The sequence below is a fragment of the Streptomyces narbonensis genome (assembly GCF_014649015.1).
GTDB lineage: Bacteria > Actinomycetota > Actinomycetes > Streptomycetales > Streptomycetaceae > Streptomyces > Streptomyces narbonensis.
This window is the reverse complement of record NZ_BMSF01000001.1, coordinates 1-19,238: the sequence shown is the minus strand read 5'-3', so window position 1 is coordinate 19,238 and position 19,238 is coordinate 1. Positions and strand designations below refer to the sequence as shown.

Annotated in this window: 15 protein-coding genes and 1 rRNA gene; 8 read left to right on the top strand and 8 right to left on the bottom strand. The window is 71.2% G+C overall.

Annotation, left to right across the window (positions count from 1 at the left end; translation table 11 throughout):
- Positions 1 to 185: 185 nt before the first annotated feature.
- Complete coding sequence (locus IE124_RS34575) at positions 186 to 653, top strand: Rv3235 family protein (protein WP_229831981.1); 468 nt, start codon at positions 186 to 188, stop codon at positions 651 to 653.
- A 113-nt stretch (positions 654 to 766) separates the two neighbouring features.
- On the opposite strand, the gene secA is transcribed toward IE124_RS34575, so the two are convergent.
- Positions 767 to 3,574, bottom strand: coding sequence for a preprotein translocase subunit SecA (secA, locus tag IE124_RS00075; RefSeq protein ID WP_189503471.1), 2,808 nt, complete (start codon positions 3,572 to 3,574; stop codon positions 767 to 769).
- A gap of 239 nt (positions 3,575 to 3,813) precedes the next feature.
- Here secA and IE124_RS00070 point away from each other — a divergent pair, with 239 nt between their 5' ends.
- Together IE124_RS00070 and IE124_RS00065 are read left to right on the top strand one after the other, a co-directional pair.
- Complete coding sequence (locus IE124_RS00070) at positions 3,814 to 4,401, top strand: GNAT family N-acetyltransferase (RefSeq protein ID WP_189503469.1); 588 nt, start codon at positions 3,814 to 3,816, stop codon at positions 4,399 to 4,401.
- Between the two features lie 30 nt (positions 4,402 to 4,431).
- Positions 4,432 to 5,601 carry a winged helix-turn-helix domain-containing protein gene (locus IE124_RS00065; RefSeq protein ID WP_189503467.1) on the top strand — a complete coding sequence of 390 codons (1,170 nt, stop codon included), beginning with the start codon at positions 4,432 to 4,434 and terminating at the stop codon, positions 5,599 to 5,601.
- Between the two features lie 37 nt (positions 5,602 to 5,638).
- Here IE124_RS00065 and IE124_RS00060 read toward each other — a convergent pair whose 3' ends face one another.
- From IE124_RS00060 to mtrA, 6 genes are all read right to left on the bottom strand, one after another.
- The gene (locus IE124_RS00060; protein ID WP_150269705.1) at positions 5,639 to 6,406 is read right to left on the bottom strand and encodes a response regulator; all 768 of its coding nucleotides are present in this window, start codon (positions 6,404 to 6,406) and stop codon (positions 5,639 to 5,641) included.
- 215 nt (positions 6,407 to 6,621) lie between these two features.
- On the bottom strand, positions 6,622 to 7,302 hold the full coding sequence (gene hpf, locus IE124_RS00055) for a ribosome hibernation-promoting factor, HPF/YfiA family (protein WP_189503465.1): 681 nt from the start codon (positions 7,300 to 7,302) through the stop codon (positions 6,622 to 6,624).
- A 294-nt stretch (positions 7,303 to 7,596) separates the two neighbouring features.
- Positions 7,597 to 8,412 carry a ComF family protein gene (locus tag IE124_RS00050; protein ID WP_189503463.1) on the bottom strand — a complete coding sequence of 272 codons (816 nt, stop codon included), beginning with the start codon at positions 8,410 to 8,412 and terminating at the stop codon, positions 7,597 to 7,599.
- A gap of 190 nt (positions 8,413 to 8,602) precedes the next feature.
- Positions 8,603 to 10,414, bottom strand: coding sequence for an LpqB family beta-propeller domain-containing protein (locus tag IE124_RS00045; RefSeq protein ID WP_189503462.1), 1,812 nt, complete (start codon positions 10,412 to 10,414; stop codon positions 8,603 to 8,605).
- 43 nt (positions 10,415 to 10,457) lie between these two features.
- On the bottom strand, positions 10,458 to 12,470 hold the full coding sequence (mtrB, locus tag IE124_RS00040) for an MtrAB system histidine kinase MtrB (RefSeq protein ID WP_189503460.1): 2,013 nt from the start codon (positions 12,468 to 12,470) through the stop codon (positions 10,458 to 10,460).
- A 1-nt stretch (position 12,471) separates the two neighbouring features.
- The gene (gene mtrA, locus IE124_RS00035) at positions 12,472 to 13,149 is read right to left on the bottom strand and encodes a two-component system response regulator MtrA (protein WP_024758631.1); all 678 of its coding nucleotides are present in this window, start codon (positions 13,147 to 13,149) and stop codon (positions 12,472 to 12,474) included.
- 330 nt (positions 13,150 to 13,479) lie between these two features.
- Here mtrA and IE124_RS00030 point away from each other — a divergent pair, with 330 nt between their 5' ends.
- Genes IE124_RS00030 through IE124_RS00010 form a run of 5 tightly spaced genes read left to right on the top strand, consistent with a single transcriptional unit; the run spans position 13,480 to position 18,896 of the window.
- Positions 13,480 to 14,694, top strand: a complete 1,215-nt coding sequence (locus IE124_RS00030; protein ID WP_189503458.1) for a DUF7847 domain-containing protein — start codon at positions 13,480 to 13,482, stop codon at positions 14,692 to 14,694.
- Between the two features lie 4 nt (positions 14,695 to 14,698).
- On the top strand, positions 14,699 to 15,391 hold the full coding sequence (locus IE124_RS00025; protein ID WP_189503455.1) for a DUF4129 domain-containing protein: 693 nt from the start codon (positions 14,699 to 14,701) through the stop codon (positions 15,389 to 15,391).
- On the top strand, positions 15,388 to 16,593 hold the full coding sequence (locus IE124_RS00020) for a DUF4350 domain-containing protein (protein WP_189503454.1): 1,206 nt from the start codon (positions 15,388 to 15,390) through the stop codon (positions 16,591 to 16,593). The genes IE124_RS00025 and IE124_RS00020 overlap by 4 nt, the downstream gene beginning before the upstream one ends.
- On the top strand, positions 16,590 to 17,573 hold the full coding sequence (locus tag IE124_RS00015; RefSeq protein ID WP_189503452.1) for an AAA family ATPase: 984 nt from the start codon (positions 16,590 to 16,592) through the stop codon (positions 17,571 to 17,573). The genes IE124_RS00020 and IE124_RS00015 overlap by 4 nt, the downstream gene beginning before the upstream one ends.
- A 12-nt stretch (positions 17,574 to 17,585) precedes the next feature.
- Complete coding sequence (locus tag IE124_RS00010; protein WP_189503450.1) at positions 17,586 to 18,896, top strand: DUF58 domain-containing protein; 1,311 nt, start codon at positions 17,586 to 17,588, stop codon at positions 18,894 to 18,896.
- 107 nt (positions 18,897 to 19,003) lie between these two features.
- Here the strand turns inward: IE124_RS00010 and rrf are convergent.
- Positions 19,004 to 19,120 (bottom strand): 5S ribosomal RNA (gene rrf / locus IE124_RS00005).
- Between the last annotated feature and the right edge of the window lie 118 nt (positions 19,121 to 19,238).

Here is a 19,238-nt window from a genome sequence, read left to right as displayed (position 1 = left end):
GCGGACGCACCCCTCCGAGGCCCTGAAGAGCCGCTTTTTCCCCGCGTCACCCTGATAGGTGATCCCGCCCGGGGGCTCCCGCACGGCCGCGGACTCCTTGCGGGGGCACGGACCCCACCCGTACAAGATCCCCAACGGAAGTTACCGACCGGTATCACTCGGTTACGCAACGACAGGGGCTCACCATGGACAGCTACACGGCCACCACCCGCCCGCGCACCCCACGCCCCCGCACCGCCCCCGTCGGCCCCGCCGGTACGAGGCCTCGCGGCAGCGCGGGCGCCCACCCCCGGACCCCGGCACCGCCCCGCACGCTCCCCCCGCACACCGTCTTCGCGGAGCGCCTGCTCGCGGTGCTCAGCGGGGAGCGGCCGGTCCACTGGATGCTCGGCCACACCGTCGGCGAGGCGTACGAGCAGCTCGTCCACCTCGCGCCGGCGACGCCCTTGCGGTCGCTCGGCCCCCGCCCGGTCCTGCGCCGCTGCTCCGTACAGCTGGACCGGCACCGCACGGCCATGGAGGCCTTCGCGAGCATCGCCACCGGCCGCCGCGTCCGGGCCATGGCGTTCCGCCTGGAGCTCGGCGCCGACCAGCGCTGGCGCTGCGCCGCCGTGGAGCTCGACGGACTCGGCGTGGCCGCCCGGCACCCATGACGAAGGGGCCGGCACCCATCGGGTACCGACCCCTTCACTCACCACGACCACCGCATCACGGCGGCCACGGACACGACCAGCGCGTCACCGCGACCGCCACGACACCCGACGCGTCACTTCTTGCGACGACGCCCGCCGCTCGCGTTCTTCTGCGCCTTGCGACGCTCCGCCCGCGTCATCCCGTCGCCGGAGTCGTCACCGGACTCGAAGTCGCCCTCGACGACCCCGCCGTCGCCGTCGACGGTCGGTGCCGAGAAGTGCAGCCGGTCCGGCCGCTGCGGCGCGTCCAGCCCCTTGGCGCGGATCTCCGGGCGCCCGTTCCCCGCGGGGACGGCGTCCGTCTTGTCGAGCGAGGGAGCGCTCGGCTGCACCGGGACCTCCTCGACCTGCTGCTCGACCTGGACCTCCAGGTTGAACAGGTAGCCGACGGACTCCTCCTTGATGCCCTCCATCATGGCGGTGAACATGTCGAAGCCCTCGCGCTGGTACTCGACCAGCGGGTCCTTCTGCGCCATGGCGCGCAGGCCGATGCCCTCCTGGAGGTAGTCCATCTCGTAGAGGTGCTCGCGCCACTTGCGGTCCAGGACCGACAGGACCACGCGCCGCTCCAGCTCACGCATGATCTCCGAGCCGAGCTGCTTCTCGCGCGCGTCGTACTGCTCGTGGATGTCGTCCTTGACGGAGCTGGCGATGAACTCGGCGGTGATGCCGGCCCGGTCCCCGGCCGCGTCCTCCAGCTCCTCGACGGTGACCTTCACCGGGTAGAGCTGCTTGAAGGCGTTCCACAGACGGTCGAGGTCCCACTCCTCCGCGAAGCCCTCGGCGGTCTCCTGGCGGATGTAGTCGTCGATCGTGTCGTCCATGAAGTGCTGGATCTGCTCGTGCAGGTCCTCGCCCTCCAGGACGCGGCGGCGCTCGCCGTAGATGACCTGGCGCTGCCGGTTGAGGACGTCGTCGTACTTCAGGACGTTCTTACGCGTCTCGAAGTTCTGCGTCTCGACCTGCGACTGCGCGGAGGCGATGGCGCGGGTGACCATCTTGTTCTCGATCGGCACGTCGTCCGGCACGTTGGCCATGGCCATGACGCGCTCGACCATCTGCGCCTTGAACAGGCGCATCAGGTCGTCGCCGAGCGACAGGTAGAAGCGGGACTCGCCGGGGTCGCCCTGACGGCCGGAACGACCGCGCAGCTGGTTGTCGATACGGCGCGACTCGTGGCGCTCGGTGCCGAGGACGTACAGCCCGCCGAGCTCCTTGACCTCCTCGAACTCCGCCTTGACGGCCTTCCCGGCGCGCTCCAGGGCGCCGGGAAGGGCCGCGGCCCACTCCTCGACGTGGTCGACCGGGTCGAGACCGGCCTGGCGCAGCTCGGCCTCGGCGAGGTCGTCCGGGTTGCCGCCGAGCTTGATGTCCGTACCGCGACCGGCCATGTTCGTGGCGACCGTGACGGCGCCGCGGCGGCCGGCCTGGGCGACGATGCTGGCCTCGCGGTCGTGGTGCTTGGCGTTGAGGACCTCGTGCTGCACTCCGCGCTTGGAGAGCTGCTGCGAGAGGTACTCCGACTTCTCGACGGAGGTCGTGCCGACGAGGATCGGCTGACCCTTCTCGTGCTTCTCCGCGATGTCGTCGACGACGGCGGCGAACTTGGCGATCTCGGTCCGGTAGATCAGGTCGGACTGGTCCTTGCGGATCATCGGCCTGTTCGTGGGGATCGGGACGACGCCCAGCTTGTAGATCTGGTGGAACTCGGCGGCCTCGGTCATGGCCGTACCGGTCATGCCGGAGAGCTTCGAGTACAGGAGGAAGAAGTTCTGCAGGGTGATCGTGGCGAGGGTCTGGTTCTCGTCCTTGATCGCCACCCCTTCCTTCGCCTCGATCGCCTGGTGCATGCCCTCGTTGTAGCGGCGGCCGGCGAGGATACGGCCGGTGTGCTCGTCGACGATCATGACTTCGCCGTCCATGACGACGTAGTCCTTGTCCTTCTTGAACAGTTCCTTCGCCTTGATGGCGTTGTTCAGGTAACCGACGAGCGGGGTGTTCACCGACTCGTAGAGGTTGTCGATGCCCAGCCAGTCCTCGACCTTGGCGACGCCCGCCTCGTGGATGGCGACGGTGCGCTTCTTCTCGTCGACCTCGTAGTCGCCGGTCTCCTCGATGCCCTTGAGCGGGTTGCCGGGCTCGCCCTTGGAGAGGCGGGTGACCAGCTTGGCGAAGTCGCCGTACCACTTGGTGGCCTGGTCGGCCGGGCCGGAGATGATCAGCGGCGTACGGGCCTCGTCGACGAGGATCGAGTCGACCTCGTCGACACAGGCGAAGTTGTGGCCGCGCTGGACGAGCTCGTCCTGGGACCACGCCATGTTGTCGCGGAGGTAGTCGAAGCCGAACTCGTTGTTCGTGCCGTACGTGATGTCGCAGGCGTACTGCTCACGACGCTGGGCCGGGGTCATGTTGGCGAGGATGCAGCCGACCTGGAGTCCCAGGAACCGGTGGACGCGGCCCATGAGCTCGGAGTCGCGCTCGGCCAGGTAGTCGTTCACCGTGATCAGGTGCACGCCCTTGCCGGAGAGCGCGTTGAGGTAGGCCGGGAGGGTGCCGACGAGGGTCTTGCCCTCACCGGTCTTCATCTCGGCGACGTAGCCGAGGTGGAGCGCGGCGCCACCCATGAGCTGTACGTCGTAGTGGCGCTGCCCGAGGACGCGCTTGGCCGCCTCGCGGACCGTCGCGAACGCTTCCGGCATGAGGTCGTCGAGGGTCTCGCCGTCGGCGTACCGCTGCTTGTACTCATCCGTGAGCGCCCGCAACTCGGCGTCGGAGAGGTTGACGAAGTCCTCTTCGATGGAGTTGACCTGGTCCGCGATGCGGTGCAGTTTGCGCAGGATCTTGCCTTCGCCTGCACGCATGAGCTTGTTGAAGACGGACACTGAGGCTGGTCTCCTTGCCGGTCGGGCCTGGCACTGGGTCTTGTGATCGACGCGAGCGCGGGCACGGCAGGTGGTCCCCACCGCAACGGCCATCGTAAGCGAGACCGCCCTCGCGAAGGGAGGCCCGCAGTGCCCGAGCCGCGAGGCCACCCGCAAAGAGAACGCACGAGGTGGGCGGAAGGTGCCGCCCCACCCGAAAAGTGTTCGCTTCCGGTCGGGCGGCTCACCACAATCCAGGCATGGAGCCGATCACCCTCACCACCGACCGACTGCGCCTGCGGAACTTCGTCCCCGGCGATGCCGACGCGGTGTACGAAAGCTGCCAGGACCCGGACATCCGGCGCTGGACGGTCGTCCCCGACCCGTACACGCGGCAGGACGCGGACTTCTTCCTGAACCGCCTGGTGCCCGACGGCTGGCGCGAGGACTCGGAGTACCCCCTGGCCGTCGAACCGCTGGCCGGCGGCCCCCTGCTCGCCGCGATCGGGCTGCACAGCCGCGACTCGGGCATCTGGGAGGTCGGCTTCTGGCTGCACAGGGACCACCGGGGCCACGGCTACATGACGGAGGCCGTCCGGGCCATGGCCCACTGGGCGTTCACGGGACTCGGCTGCACCCGTCTCATCTGGCGCGCGGAGGTGGGCAACACCGGGTCGCGCGCGGTGGCCGAGCGCGTCGGCTTCACCGTGGAGGGCGTCCAGCGCGCCGGCCTCGTCAACAAGGGCACGCTCCGCGACTGCTGGGTCGGCTCCCTGCTCCCCTCCGACTTCGGGCTGCCGAGCCCGCTGCCGTACCTCCCGGCCCGCGAACAGCCCGCCCAGGCCTGACTGTCGGTGCCGGGCCCTAGGGTGCGTTCCATGACGACTGCGCCGCGCCCCGCCGCCGAACTCTCCGCCGACGAAGCCCGCCGGATCGCCCTGCGCGCCCAGGGGTTCCTGGGGGCGCCCGACCGCAGGTCCGGGGTCCGCGGCGTGCTGCGCGCACTCGGTCAGGTCCAGCTCGACACGATCTCCGTCCTGGCCCGCTCCCACGAGCTCATCCCGTACGCACGCCTGGGCGCCGTCGGCCGTACGACGGTCGAGGACGCCTACTGGACCGAGGCGCACGCCTTCGAGTACTGGTCGCACGCCGCGTGCGTGCTGCCGATCGAGGAGTGGCCGCACTTCGCCTTCCGCCGCCGCGCCTACCGTGACCGCCCCCACTGGCACCACGAGCTGTCGGCCGGGGCGTACGACAAGGTGATCGACCAGCTGCGGGCCGAGGGCCCTCAGACCGCGACGGAGCTGGGCGGCGCGAAGAACAAGGGCGAGTGGTGGGACTGGTCCGACGGGAAGATCGCCGTCGAGCGGGCGCTGATGCACGGCGAGGTCGTGGTGGTCGAGCGGCGCGGCTGGAAGCGGGTCTACGACCTGGCGGAGCGGGCGGTCCCGCAGGCGCTGCTCCATGACGAGCTCGACGACGCCGAGTGCGTGCGTCGCCTGGTGCGGCAGGCGGGCGAGGCGCTGGGCGTGGGCACGCGCGCGGACATCGCCGACTACCACCGCATCAAGGGCGAGCAGTTCGACGCGGTGGTCGAGTCCTCGGGGCTCGTGCCGGTCACGGTGGCGGGCTGGGGGAAGCCCGCGTGGGCGGACCCGGCGGCGCTGGCCTCCGAGCCGCGCGGCCGGCACCGGACGACTCTGCTCTCGCCCTTCGACTCGCTGATCTGGGAGCGGGCGCGTACGGAGCGGATCTTCGGTTTCACGCACCGCCTGGAGGCGTACGTGCCGAAGCCGAAGCGGGTGCACGGCTACTTCGCGATGCCGGTCCTGTCCGGCGGCCGGCTGGTCGGCCGGGTGGACCCGGCGCGCGAGGGCGGCACGCTGGTCGCCCGGCAGGTCACCCTGGACGGCCCCAAGGCCGTCCCGGCAGTGGCGCGGGCGCTGCGCGAGGCGGCCGAGTGGGTCGGCTGCGACGCGGTCTCCGTGGTCCCGGAGCGGATGAACCTCCCGGAGCTCGCCCCGGAGCTGGTGCGCGCCCTGGACTGAGCCCGGGGGCGCGCGACCCGGTGGATCTCAGGGCACCTCAGCGGATCTCGAGGATCTTCTCCCGCATCGCGTAGACCACGGCCTCCATGCGGGAGTGGAGCTGGAGCTTCTCCAGGATGTTCCGCACGTGGTTCTTCACCGTGTTCTCGGAGATGAAGAGCTCCTTGGCGATGTCCCGGTTGTTCATGCCGGTCGCGACGAGCTTGAGGACCTCCAGCTCACGGTCCGTCAGCCGGGGCGCGGGCACGAGCCTGCGTTCGTCGGTGCGCTGGATCATCGACTTGAACTCGGTGAGGAGTTTGGAAGCCATCGACGGGCTGATCTGCGACTGCCCGTCGGCGACCGCGCGGATCGCCGTGGCGACCTCGTCGGTGGAGATCTCCTTGAGGAGGTAGCCGGTCGCCCCGGCCTTGATCGCGTCGTAGAGGTCGGCCTCCTCGTCGCTGATCGTCAGCATGATGATCTTCGCGCTGGGGGCCACTTCCTTGATGGAGGTGCACGCCTCGATGCCGCCGCGCCGGGGCATCCGCACGTCCATCAGGACGATGTCCGGCAGCAGATCGGCGGCCTTGTCGACCGCCTCGGCCCCGTCACCGGCCTCGCCGACGACCTGGATGTCCTCCTCCTGGGCGAGGACGATCTCCAGACCTCGACGGAAGAGGGCGTGGTCGTCCACGACAAGGACCCGGATGGGTTCCTTGCGGCAGTCGGCGCTGTCCGAATCCGATCCGTCCGGCGCGCTCTCCGGAGTGACTGCCCCAAAGGGCTCACGCCCCCTGAGCACCGGCCCGAAGCTGTCCGCCATCGTTCCTCCCCCTGAAGGCCGTGGCCTGAATTCGTTTCCGGTCCTCCAACCGCTGCTCGACGAGCACCGGTTGGCGTGCACGACATGATTTCATGCCCCGGCGGCGCGCGGGGTTACCCATGGGCGCACGGGGGTGCCCCTGGGGGCGCGAACCGCGCTCCAGGGGCACCGTGAGGGACACCTGAGGTGTTTGTGGGTGGTGCGGTGGCGGGCCGTCAGCCGCCGAGCGCACCGCCGGCGCCGCCGCCCTCGGCGAGCGGGTCGCTCTCCAGGTGGATGACGCCGTAGTCGTACGCGTGTCGCCGGTAGACGACGCTCGGCTGCTTGTTGTCCGAGTCGACGAACAAATAGAAGTCGTGGCCGACCAGCTCCATCTCGTAGAGCGCCTGGTCGAGCGTCATGGGGGCGGCCCGGTGGGTCTTCTCACGCACCACCAGCGGGCCTTCGCCCTGGACCTCGATCGAGCCCATCATCGTGGTGGGCACCTTTTCGGACTCGTCGGCGACCAGCTGGCCGTCTCCGTTGAGCTGGGCGGCGCCGGGCACCACGTCCCCGACCTCCGCTGCCGACAGCCTGCCGTTGCCACGGCGGGTGTATCGCTTGTCGTGCTGCTTCCGCAGCCGGGCCTCCAGCTTGTCGCTGGCGAGGTCGAGGGCTGCGTACGGGTCGCCTGCCGCAGCTTCGGCCCGGATCACCGGGCCTCGGGAGTGGAGGGTGATCTCCACGCGGTCGGACCGGTCGGCCTGCCGCGGGTTGTGCTCCTTGGACACCTCGACGTCGAGGCTGATCACCTTGCCGTCGAGCTTCTGGATCTTCTCCAGCTTCAGCTTCTCGGCCACGTGCTTGCGGAACCGCTCGGGCACCTCGGTCTTGCGGCCCTTGACGACGATGTCCACGCAGAACTCCGTTCCCGGATCGCCCTGGTCGGCTCCTTGGCCGCAGGGCATCTCCCTTTGCACCAGACTCCGGTGGTTACCGGAGCTCGGACTTGGCGACTTTCACCTCCTCCTCCCCAGTCGACAAGATCCCCACCCCATCGACTCGAGGTTAATTCGCCCTGAACTCCTGTCCTGTAGGCGCAACCATGTATTCGGCGAGGCAGTGGCATTCGCCATTCCTCACAACCGAACATAGCCCCTTCGGACGGGTGTCGGCACCCGCTACCGAGACATAGCTCCGATCGGGTGCTCTCACCTCTCACCACCTGCAACGATCCAAGTTCCTGGCGAGTTCCGGTTTATTTCGAACGAAGCGGGAGAGGATGCGATCACAGCCGCCTGCCGCTGTTCGAATGCGTGCTGTGCGGAACTCTCCTGCGATCTCTCGGTCATTGCCTGAGGTAATCCAGGAATGAACGGTCGGTGTACGGCTCCGAGTGCGCGCGCCGCCTCCGCGAGCGAGGCGCCCGTCGTCATCAGATCGTCCACGAGAACCACCCTTCCGGTCCCGAGCAGGCGTGCGCCGCCCGGCACGACCTCCAGCGCCCCCGAGAGGTTCGCCAGCCGTCCGCTCGCTCCGAGACCCGCCTGGTCCGCCACGTGCCGCCGCTGACGCAGGACGGGCACGACCCGAGCGTCCCGTCCCGCGCGCCGCAGCCGGGCGGCCGCCGCCAGCGCGATCCGTCGCGTCGGATCGTGGCCACGTGCCCGCACGGAGCGCCGTGAGGAGGGCATGGGTACGAGGAGCAAGGGTGAGGAGGCGGGGCCCTTGGCGGGCCCGGCAGCGGCCGTCACGGCGGCGGCGAGCGCGCCGCCCAGGGGTCCGGCGAGCGTCAGCGCCCCACGCTCCTTGTGAGCGAGGAGGAGTTCCCGTACGGCGTCGCCGTAGGGCGCGACGGCATGGACAGCCGGCAGCCCCGCGGGCTCGGGCAGGGGCCACACCCTGCGGGGTCCGGAGCCGGTCAGCTCGCCCGCGCATCCCGGGCACAGGACGGTGCGCGGCCTGCCGCAGCCTCCGCAGGCCACCGGCAGCACCAGTCCGGCGATCTCGCGCCACCACCCCCGCATGACTCCACTGTGCGCGCTCCCGCCGCCGCGGACCACCCCTGTGGAAAACCGGTCCGCCCGCCGCCCCCAGGGGGCCGGCGTCCGGTTCCGGACCGAGGCGCGCCGGCCCCGCACCGGAAACCCGGCCGAGCACCGGCGGGGCACCCCGAGTCCGTCAGGTCGTACCCCGGCCGGGCGATTCTCCCGCTCGCTACCCGGGGTAGACCGCCGAAGCGCCGGCCTTGACCACCGACTGCCAGTTCGTGCCCGGCGCCAGCCGGACGATGCCGTCGTTGCCGGAGTTCGCGACCACCGGCGCCCCGTCGCCGTTCGGCGCGGCGACCGAGGTCACCCCGTTCAGACCGGGGAGCACCGAGCTCGCCGAGGTCGAGCCGTCCGTCTGGAGGTAGCGGATCTGCTGGACGCCGCCCGCCTCCTTGCCGACGACGACCAGCCGGCTCGGTCCGGCCCAGGAGACGGCCGTGACCGACTCCATGCGCGGCGCGGCCGGCTGCAGGTCGACGACCGACACCGCGGGCTCCGCCCCGGCCTTCTGCCGCTCGATCCGGCCGATCTGCAAGGTCGTGCGCTCCCCCTGCTTGACCAGCAGGGCGATCCGCACGCCGTCCGCCGAGACCCGCAGGGCCTCCACGCGCGTGCCCTCCACCAGCCACGGCGTACGGACCTCGACGGGTTCGCCGGAGCCGTCCGGCACCATCCACAGGTGCGCGGCGGCGGGGTTGCGGTCGGCGACCCAGAGGTCGCCCCGACCGTCCCAGCTCGGCGCGGAGAGCCGGTCCGCGGGACGGACCGCCTTGCTCGACAGCACCGCAGGCAGCGGGTCCTGCTCCGTCGTGATCGGGGAGACGAACAGATCGCGTCCGCCCGACCCGACCCCGGCGGCCCTGGTCTCACCACGGTCCACGGCGACCGAGGTCAGCGGGGTCGTACCGCTGCCGAACGGCCCCGGCACCGGCGTCGGGTCCTCGGTCTCCTTGCCCTGGACCGCCAGCATCCTCAGCTTGCCGTGCTCGTCGAGGAAGTACGGGTTCTCCTGCGGCACGGTGTTGCGGACCGCCGCGAACTCCGCCGCCTCCCCCTTGCCCAGGCGGCACAGCGACTGCCCGTTCGGCTTCAGGAGCTCGACCTGCTCGACGCGTACGGAGGTCAGGTCGCCCATCGTGAAGAGCAGCTGCGCCGCCATCCGCCTGCACGCCTCGCCGCCCACCAGCTCGGCCTTGGCGTTGAGCGGCACCTTCAGCGTGGACTGGTCGTCCGTCCCCAGCGAGGTGACGCCCGCTTTCAGCTCCGTGCCGGAGGGGAACTGCGAGTCGACAGCCGGCTTCAGCCAGTTCGTCGGCCCTTCGAGCAGTGCCTTGACGGTCTGCGTCACCGGGTCCATCCGGGTGACCGGGTCCTGCCGCTGCCGGATGTAGACCGGGTCGGCCACGAGCCAGTCCTCCCCGGAGGCGAAGTAGTACTTGTTGACCGACCGGTAGTTGCGCAGGAAATCGGCCTCGCCGAGCACCAGACCGGACGGAAGGCTGTCGATGCGCCATTCCTTGCTCTTGCCGTCCGCGGAAGGCTGCTGCACGACGTGGATCGACTGGACGTACGGGGCGGGGCTCTGCGGCTCGTAGGCGCGGCGGGCGTCCACCGTCGCGATCCTGCGGCCGGAGAGCGGGTAGGCACGGCCCTGGTTGTCCGGGTGGGCGTTGCGGTCGGCCTGCTCACGGTCGGGCGCGGTGGTGAGCACGGTGATGCTCTGCTCCGGCTTCCAGGCCTTCGCGGCCTGGTCCGTCAGGTACTTCTTGGCGGTGGCGAAACCGGGGTCATCGCTGGTCATGGCCTCCAGGAAGCCGTCGACGATCTCGTCCGGTCCGGCGCTCTCCCGGGGGGCGACGGCATAGACCCGCACCTGCGAGTCGCCGAGGTTCGCCCCCTTCACCGTCTCCACCTCACCGCTGTCGGGCATCGTCGCGCACCCGGTGACGACGAGCCCGCCGCACGCGGCCAGCACCATCGCCCGCGTGCTCCCGCCCCGCCCCGCACGTCCCTGTCGGGAGTCAGCGCCCACGTGTCCCGTCCTCCCGCTCCGCGTTCCCGGTTCCCCCGGCCGTCGCCGCACTCGCCCCGGCGCTGTCACTGCCCGTCGCCGCTCGCGGCACCACCCTGGACCCGCTGCCAGGCAGGGCCGTCGGGTCGACGGTCGCCCTGGGCGCCGCGGGCAGCCGCGGCGGTACGGGGAGCGACGGCCTGTCCCCGACGGGCTGCGCCGGAACCGCCACGCGGCGCGCACTCTCCTGTACGCGACCGACGGCCGCCTGTTCACGATTGCGCCGCGAGTCCTCGGGCTCCAGCGGGATCGGGGATCCGCGCAACGGCTCGTCCGCGGTCCTCGGCAGCGTCAGCCGGAACTGCGAACCGCCGCCGGGCTCGCCCCAGGCCTGCAGCCAGCCGCCGTGCAGCCGGGCGTCCTCCACCGCGATCGACAGGCCGAGGCCCGTACCGCCGGTGGTGCGCGCGCGGGCCGGATCGGCACGCCAGAAGCGGTTGAACACCCGGGTCGCCTCGCCCGGCTTGAGTCCGACGCCGTAGTCGCGGACGGCGACGGCGACGGCCCCCCCGGCGGCGGCGAGCTTCACCACCACGTCCCGGCCCTCGCCGTGCTCGACGGCGTTGACGACGAGGTTGCGCAGCACGCGCTCGACCCGGCGGGCGTCCGCCTCGGCCACCACGGGCTGCTCGTCGCCGAGGACGACGATCCGGGTGCCCTTGCGCTCGGCGAGGGGTTCGGCGCCGCCGATGACCCGGCGCACGACCTGGCGCAGGTCTATCGGCTCGGCCTCCAGGGCCGCCGCTCCCGCGTCGAAGCGGCTGATCTCCAGGAGGTCGGAGAGCAGCGACTCGAAACGGTCGAGCTGGTCGCCGAGGAGTTCGGCGGCCCGTCCGGTGACGGGGTCGAAGTCGACGCGGGCCTCGTGGATGACGTCGGCGGCCATCCGGACCGTGGTCAGCGGAGTGCGCAGCTCGTGCGAGACGTCGGAGACGAAGCGGCGCTGCATCCGAGACAGCTCCTCCAGCTGCTGGATCTTCAGCTGGAGGTTCTGGGCCATCTTGTTGAAGGCCTCGCCGAGGCGCGCGATGTCGTCCTCGCCGGTGACCTTCATCCGTTCCTGGAGGCGGCCCGCCGAGAGCCGCTCGGCGATCCCGGCGGCCATCCGGACGGGCGTCACGACCTGCCGGACCACGAACCAGGCGATGGCGCCCAGCAGCACGACGACGAACAGCCCGGCCGTCGCGAGGGTGCCCTTGACGAGGGTGAGGGAGTCCTCCTCCTGCGTCAGCGGGAAGAGGTAGTACAGCTCGTACGGGGTGCCGTCGGCGTCGTTCAGCCGCTTGCCGATCACCAGCCCGGCCTCGGACGGATCGCCGCTGGTGTAGTGGATCCGGGTCGACTTCTGATAGGTGTTCGTGCCCTGGGCGACGTTGAGCCTCAGGTCGGCGGGGATGCTCTTGGTGGGGTCGACCTCGCCGGAGGCGCGGACGCCACGGCTCGCGGTGTCACCGCTGTCGAGGGAGAGCGCGACCACGTTGAAGGCGCTCTGGCCGCCACTGGCCAGTTGCTCGACGAGCGTGGAGCGCCAGTTCACGGACGCGCCGGTCCGCCCGCCGTCCTGCTGACCGGGGGCCGAAGAGGTGATCGCCGCCCGGTCCTGCGCGGCGGAGAACCCGCCGGCGGCCTGGCTCTGGGCGGCCCTCTCCTTGGCGTCGAGCAGCCCGTTGCGGACCTGGCCGATGACGACGAGGCCGAGCAGCAACACCACCCCGAGGGACATCAGCAGGGTGCCCGCGACGACCCTCAGCTGGATGTTCCGACGCCACAGCCGCACAGCGGGCAGCAGCGGTCGGCGGACCCAGCGGGCGAGGAGCCGGAACACCGGTCCGCCCGGTGTCCCGTCGAGGAGCCGCCCGCCGCGCAGGCGGCCGAAACGCGGGCCCCCCCGCCCCGGTCCGGCAGCCCGCCCCGTACGGTCTCCCGGGTCCCCGGGCTTCGGAGCAGTACTGCCTGTAGTCATGTCAGCTCGGTCCCGCCTTGTAACCGACGCCACGGACGGTCACCACGATCTCCGGGCGCTCGGGGTCCTTCTCGACCTTCGAGCGCAGCCGCTGGACGTGCACGTTCACCAGCCGGGTGTCGGCCGCGTGCCGGTATCCCCAGACCTGCTCCAGCAGGACCTCACGGGTAAAGACCTGCCACGGCTTGCGCGCCAGCGCGACCAGCAGGTCGAACTCGAGCGGGGTCAGGGCGATGGACTGCCCCTCCCGCTTCACGGAGTGCCCGGCCACGTCGATGACCAGGTCACCGATGGTGAGCTGCTCCGGCGCCGGCTCCTCGGACCTCCGCAGCCGCGCCCGGATACGGGCGACGAGCTCCTTCGGCTTGAACGGCTTGACGATGTAGTCGTCGGCCCCGGACTCCAGGCCCACCACGACATCGACGGTGTCACTCTTCGCGGTGAGCATGACGATCGGCACGCCCGACTCGGCCCTGATGAGCCGGCACACCTCGATGCCGTCCCTTCCGGGCAGCATCAGGTCCAGCAGCACCAGGTCCGGCTTGGCTTCCCGAAAAGCGGCAAGCGCCTTGTCACCGTCCGCGACGAACGACGGATCGAACCCTTCACCCCGCAGCACAATCCCGAGCATCTCGGCCAGTGCGGTGTCGTCGTCGACGACAAGAACGCGTCCCTTCATATCGACATCATCCCATTAGCCAATCGTTACCTGCCGTGACCTGTCCCACAGCGTCTCCCCCAGCCCGGGCCCCGACCTCGTGGATCGGGCTCCTCTCGGCCCGCCGCCGCACGGATCGCGCGTCCTGGTCGGGCATTCGCACAGTGTGCCGCCTACCGCCCGGACAATGAAGGTCCGGACAAAGGTACGAACGAGACGGCCGCTCCCGCCCACACGTGAGCCCCGCGTGGCACGATGGCACCCGGCCCGCCGCCGTCTCCGGTGTCGGCCGCCGTGACCGAGCCGGTTCGCCGACCGGCACCGCGACCATTTCCCCGAGGTGGACGAACCGTGAACGACACTCCGGGCTGGACCTCGCCCGGATCCGCCCCCTCCGACGGCCAGGACGGTCCCGGGATCCCCCGGCCCTCCACTCCCGCCGACGTGAACGGTTCCACCCCTCAGTGGTCCAAGGACCAGCCGCCCGCCGGCCAGTGGACCCCGCCCACCGGCCAGACGCCACCCCCGGCCCCCGGCCCCCACTGGGGCGCTCCACCCCCGAACGCGCACTGGGGCAAGCCGCCGGCCGCTAAGCCGGGCGTGATCCCGCTCCGCCCGCTGGGCATGGGCGAGATCCTCGACGGCTCGGTGAAGACCCTCCGTACCTACTGGCGCACGGTGCTGTCCTTCTCGGTGACGGTCGCGGTGATCTCCCAGATCGCCAGCATCCTGGCCGAGCGGTATCTCGTCCCGAAAACACCGGCGATCAGCCCGGATGCGACCCCCGCCGAGCAGCTGGAGCAGTCGCTCGAGTCGGCCCAGAACTCCATGGTCGGCCTCGCTCCCGCCCTGCTCGTCACGCTGATGGCCTCCATGGTCTGCGCCGCCCTGCTGACCGTCGTCGTCAGCCGCGCGGTCCTGGGCCGCCCCGTCTCGCTCGGCGAGGCCTGGCGCGAAGCCCGCCCGCGCCTGCTTCAGCTCATCGGGCTCACCCTGCTGATGGCGGCCCTGAGCGCCGGCATCATGGTGGCCGGCCTGCTGCCCGGTGTCCTCGCCGGCGGCGCCCCCGGCGTGGCCCTGGTCCTGCTCCTCGGGCTCGGCGCCACGGTGGCGATGATCTGGCTGATGGTCCGCTTCAGCCTCGCCTCCCCCGCCCTGATGCTGGAGCGCCAGGGCGTCATGACGTCGTTCAAGCGCTCGGCCAAGCTCGTTCAGGGCTCGTGGTGGCGGATCTTCGGCATCACGGCACTCACCCAGCTGCTGATCTTCGTCTTCGCCATGATCATCGCGATCCCGTTCACGATCGCCGCCATCGCGGTCGACGGCGACGGCCTCTCCGGCCTGCTCACCGGCACCCCGGTCTCCTTCGGGTGGCCGTTCCTGATCATCACCGGCATCGGCGGCGTCCTCACCAGCGCCGTCACCTACCCGATCTCGGCCGGCGTCACGGTCCTCCTGTACGTGGACCAGCGCATCCGCCGCGAAGCGCTGGACCTCGAACTGGCCCGGGCCGCCGGCCTCCCCGGCTACGGCCCCACTCCCGGCGACGAGACCGTCGGGGGCTGATGCCGTGACGGTCCCGGGGGGAACGACCGCACCACTCACGCTCCAACGCGCCGACGGCGACGTACCGGTGGACATCTCCCGCATCCCCGCCCGCGAGGCGGCGGAGCGGGAGCTGTCCGATCCGATGTACCACCAGAACGATCCCAACCTCCTCCAGCGCGGCCTCGACCGCTTCTGGGAATGGGTCGACGACGTCTTCAGCGCGGCCTCCGAAGCCACCCCGGGCGGCGTCGTCGGCCTCGTCGCCATCGCCTTGGTCGTCATCGCCCTCGTCGCCGCCCTGTGGTGGCGACTCGGCACCCCCCAACGCTCACCCGCCACGGCCGGAGACTCCCTCTTCGCCGACGGCCCCCGCACCGCCAAGGAACACCGCGCGGCCGCCGCCCGGCACGCCACCGCAGGCCACTGGAACCAGGCCGTCCAGGAGCGGATGCGGGCCATCGTCCGCTCCCTCGAGGAGCGCGTCCTGCTCGACCCCCGGCCCGGCCGCACCGCCGACGAGGCCGCCGCCGAGGCCGGCCGCTCGCTCCCCTCCCACGCGGACGACCTGCGCCTCGCCGCCCGCACCTTCGACGACGTCACATACGGCGGCCGCACCGCCGACGAGCCCGCGTACCGCCGCATCGAGGAACTGGACACCGCCCTGGAGCGGACCCGGCCCTCCCTCGACACCGCTTCCCCAGGGGCGCCTTCATGAGCCGACCGGCCGCCGAGTCCACCTCGACCGCCCTGTCCGCCCGCCAGATCTGGACCCGCGCCCGCGGCGCCGCCCTCGTCATCGCCCTGATCCTCATCGGCGGCATCGCTCTCGCGACGCTCCGCTCCACCGAATCCCACGGCGCCCTCGACCCCCGCTCCGCCGACCCCACCGGCAGCCGCGCCGTAGCCGAACTGCTCAGGGACAACGGCGTCGCGGTCACCACGGCCACCTCCCTCGACGAGGCGACAGCGGCCACGGACACCAGCACCACCCTCCTCGTCACCACGCCCGACCTGCTGACGAAGACTCAACAGGCCGCCCTCCGGGCCACGATGACCCGATCGCCCGCCCGCACCGTCCTCGTCGGCGCCGGTCGCGCCTCCCTCCCCACCCTGGCCCCGGAAGTCACCAGCGCCTCCGACACCCCGGTGACGAACCGCGCCCCCGCCTGCACCCTGCCCGCCGCCACCCGCGCCGGCAGCGCCGAACTCGGCGGCGAGCGCTACGCCCTCACCCCCGGCACCGAGGCCGACACCTGCTACCCCTCCGACGGCAGGCCGACCCTGGTCCGCCTCCCCAGCGGCACCGGCACCGCCGACACCGTCCTCCTCGGCTCGCCCGACATCCTCTACAACAACCGTCTCGACCAGCAGGGCAACGCGGCGCTCGCCCTGCAACTCCTCGGCTCCCAGACCCATCTCGTCTGGTACCTCCCCTCCCTCGCTGACACCTCGGCCACCACCGACGCACCCGCCGGCGACACCACGGACAACTTCCTCGCGCTCATCCCCTCCGGCTGGCTGTGGGGCACACTCCAACTCGCCGTCGCCGCCCTGCTCGTCGCCATCTGGCGCGGCCGCCGCCTCGGCCCTCTGGTGACCGAACGCCTCCCCGTCGCCGTCCGCGCCTCCGAAACCACCGAGGGCCGCGCCCGCCTCTACCGCAAGACGGACGCCCGCGACCGCGCCGCCACCGTCCTCCGCACGGCGACCCGCACCCGCATCGCCCCTCTCCTCGGCGTCCCCGTCCAGGACGCCCACTCCCCCGAGCGCCTGCTCCCCGCGCTCTCCGCCCGTCTCCCCGAGACCACCGCGGACCCCCGAACCCTCCTCTTCGGCCCCGCTCCCGCCGACGACACCACCCTCATCCGCCTGGCGGACCAACTCGACGCCCTCGAAAGAGAGGTACGCACCTCATGAGCGCCCCAACCCCCGAGACCGCTACGGACTCGGACAGCGCCCGCGCCTCCCTGGAGGCCCTGCGCACAGAGATCGCGAAGGCAGTGGTCGGCCAGGACCCCGCCGTCACCGGTCTCGTCGTCGCCCTGCTCTGCCGGGGACACGTACTCCTCGAAGGCGTTCCCGGAGTAGCCAAGACCCTTCTGGTCCGCTCGCTCGCCGCCGCCCTCGAACTCGACACCAAACGCGTCCAGTTCACACCCGACCTCATGCCGAGCGACGTCACCGGCTCTCTCGTCTACGACGCCCGGACCGCGGAGTTCTCCTTCCAGCCCGGCCCCGTCTTCACCAACCTGCTGCTCGCCGACGAGATCAACCGCACGCCCCCGAAGACCCAGTCCTCCCTGCTAGAAGCGATGGAGGAGCGTCAGGTCACCGTCGACGGCACCCCGCGCGCCCTCCCCGAACCCTTCCTGGTCGCCGCGACCCAGAACCCGGTCGAATACGAGGGCACCTACCCTCTCCCCGAGGCCCAACTGGACCGCTTCCTGCTGAAGCTGACGGTCCCTCTGCCCTCACGCACCGACGAGATCCAGGTCCTCACCCGGCACGCCGAGGGCTTCGACCCCCGTGACCTGAAGGCCGCTGGTGTCCGCCCGGTCGCGGGCCCCGCCGATCTCGAAGCCGCCCGGGCGGCCGTGGCCAAGGTCGCGGTCTCCCCCGAGATCGCCGGCTATGTCGTCGATATCTGTCGTGCCACGCGTGAATCCCCCTCGCTCACGCTCGGGGTCTCCCCCCGAGGCGCCACTGCCCTGCTCTCCACCGCCCGCGCCTGGGCCTGGCTCACCGGCCGGGACTACGTCACCCCTGACGATGTGAAGGCCCTCGCACTCCCCACCCTGCGTCATCGCATCCACCTGCGGCCCGAGGCCGAGATGGAGGGAGTCACCGGTGACTCCGTCATCAACTCGATCCTCGCCCACGTCCCCGTCCCCCGCTGAGAACGGCGCCCCATGGCCCTCACCGGACGCACCGCGCTGCTCGCCGCCCTCGGATCGCTCCCCGTCGGCATCCTCGCCCCCAGCTGGGCGGGGATGCTCGCGGTGAACGCGCCCCTCTCACTAGCAATTCTGTGCGACTACGCTCTGGCCGCGCCAGTGAGAACGCTCCAATTCACCCGAAGCGGTGACACATCCGTTCGACTCGGTGACGCAGCAGAAGTCCAGCTCACGGTCACCAACCCGTCCCGCCGCCGCCTCCGCGCCCACCTCCGCGACGCCTGGCCACCCAGCAGCTGGCTCCCCGGCACCGAACAGGCCGCGTCCCGCCAGGAGCTCACGGTCCCCGCCGGAGAACGCCGCCGCCTCACCACCAGACTCCGCCCCACCCGCCGCGGCGACCGCCAAGCCGAACGGATCACCGTCCGCTCGTACGGCCCCCTGGGCCTCGCCGCCCGGCAGGGCAACCACGAGGCCCCCTGGACCGTCCGCGTCCTACCGCCCTTCGCCAGCCGCAAGCACCTGCCGTCCCGCCTGGCCCGCCTCCGCGAGATGGACGGCCGCACCAGCGTGCTGACCCGCGGCGAAGGCACCGAGTTCGACAGCCTCCGCGAGTACGTCCCCGGTGACGACACCCGCTCGATCGACTGGCGCGCCACAGCCCGCCAGACCACGGTCGCCGTCCGCACCTGGCGCCCCGAGCGCGACCGCCACATCCTCATCGTCCTCGACACGGGCCGTACCTCGGCAGGCCGCGTCGGCGACGTCCCCCGGCTGGACGCCGCGATGGACGCAGCCCTCCTCCTCACCGCCCTGGCCTCCCGTGCCGGCGACCGCGTGGACCTCGTGGCCTACGACCGCCGCCTCCGCGCCCAGGTCCAGGGGCGCTCCGCGGGTGACGTCCTGCCCGCGACGGTCAACGCCCTCGCCCCGCTCGAACCGGAGCTCGTGGAGACGGACGCCCGCGGCCTCGCCGCGACGGCCCTGTCCCGCGCCCCACGCCGATCCTTGGTCGTCCTTCTGACCACCCTCGACGCTGCCCCTGTCGGCGAGGGCCTCCTCCCGGTGCTGCCGCAGCTCACGCAGCGCCACACGGTGCTGCTGGCCTCCGTCGCCGATCCCCAGACGACCGCCATGGCAGGAGCCCGCGGCACGATCGAGGGCGTCTATGAAGCTGCCGCGGCCACCCAGACGCAGTCTCAGCGAGCCCGTACGGCGGACCAGCTCCGCCGCCACGGCGTCACCGTCGTCGACGCTTCTCCCGACACCCTCGCCCCTGCCCTGGCCGACGCCTACCTCGCCCTGAAAGCAGCCGGCCGCCTCTGACTCCACGGCTTCACACCCGTCTCCAGACAATCCCTTCCGAAGGGAATTCGGCCCGTGAACGCAGAAAAGCCCCGCACCATAAGGTGCGGGGCTTTCCCACAATGATTGTTCGGCGGCGTCCTACTCTCCCACAGGGTCCCCCCTGCAGTACCATCGGCGCTGAAAGGCTTAGCTTCCGGGTTCGGAATGTAACCGGGCGTTTCCCTAACGCTATGACCACCGAAACTCTATGAAGATATGAACCGCCGCACCACCCGTATGAGGGGGGCGTGTTCGTTACTTCAGAACTAACACAGTGGACGCGAGCAACTGAGGACAAGCCCTCGGCCTATTAGTACCGGT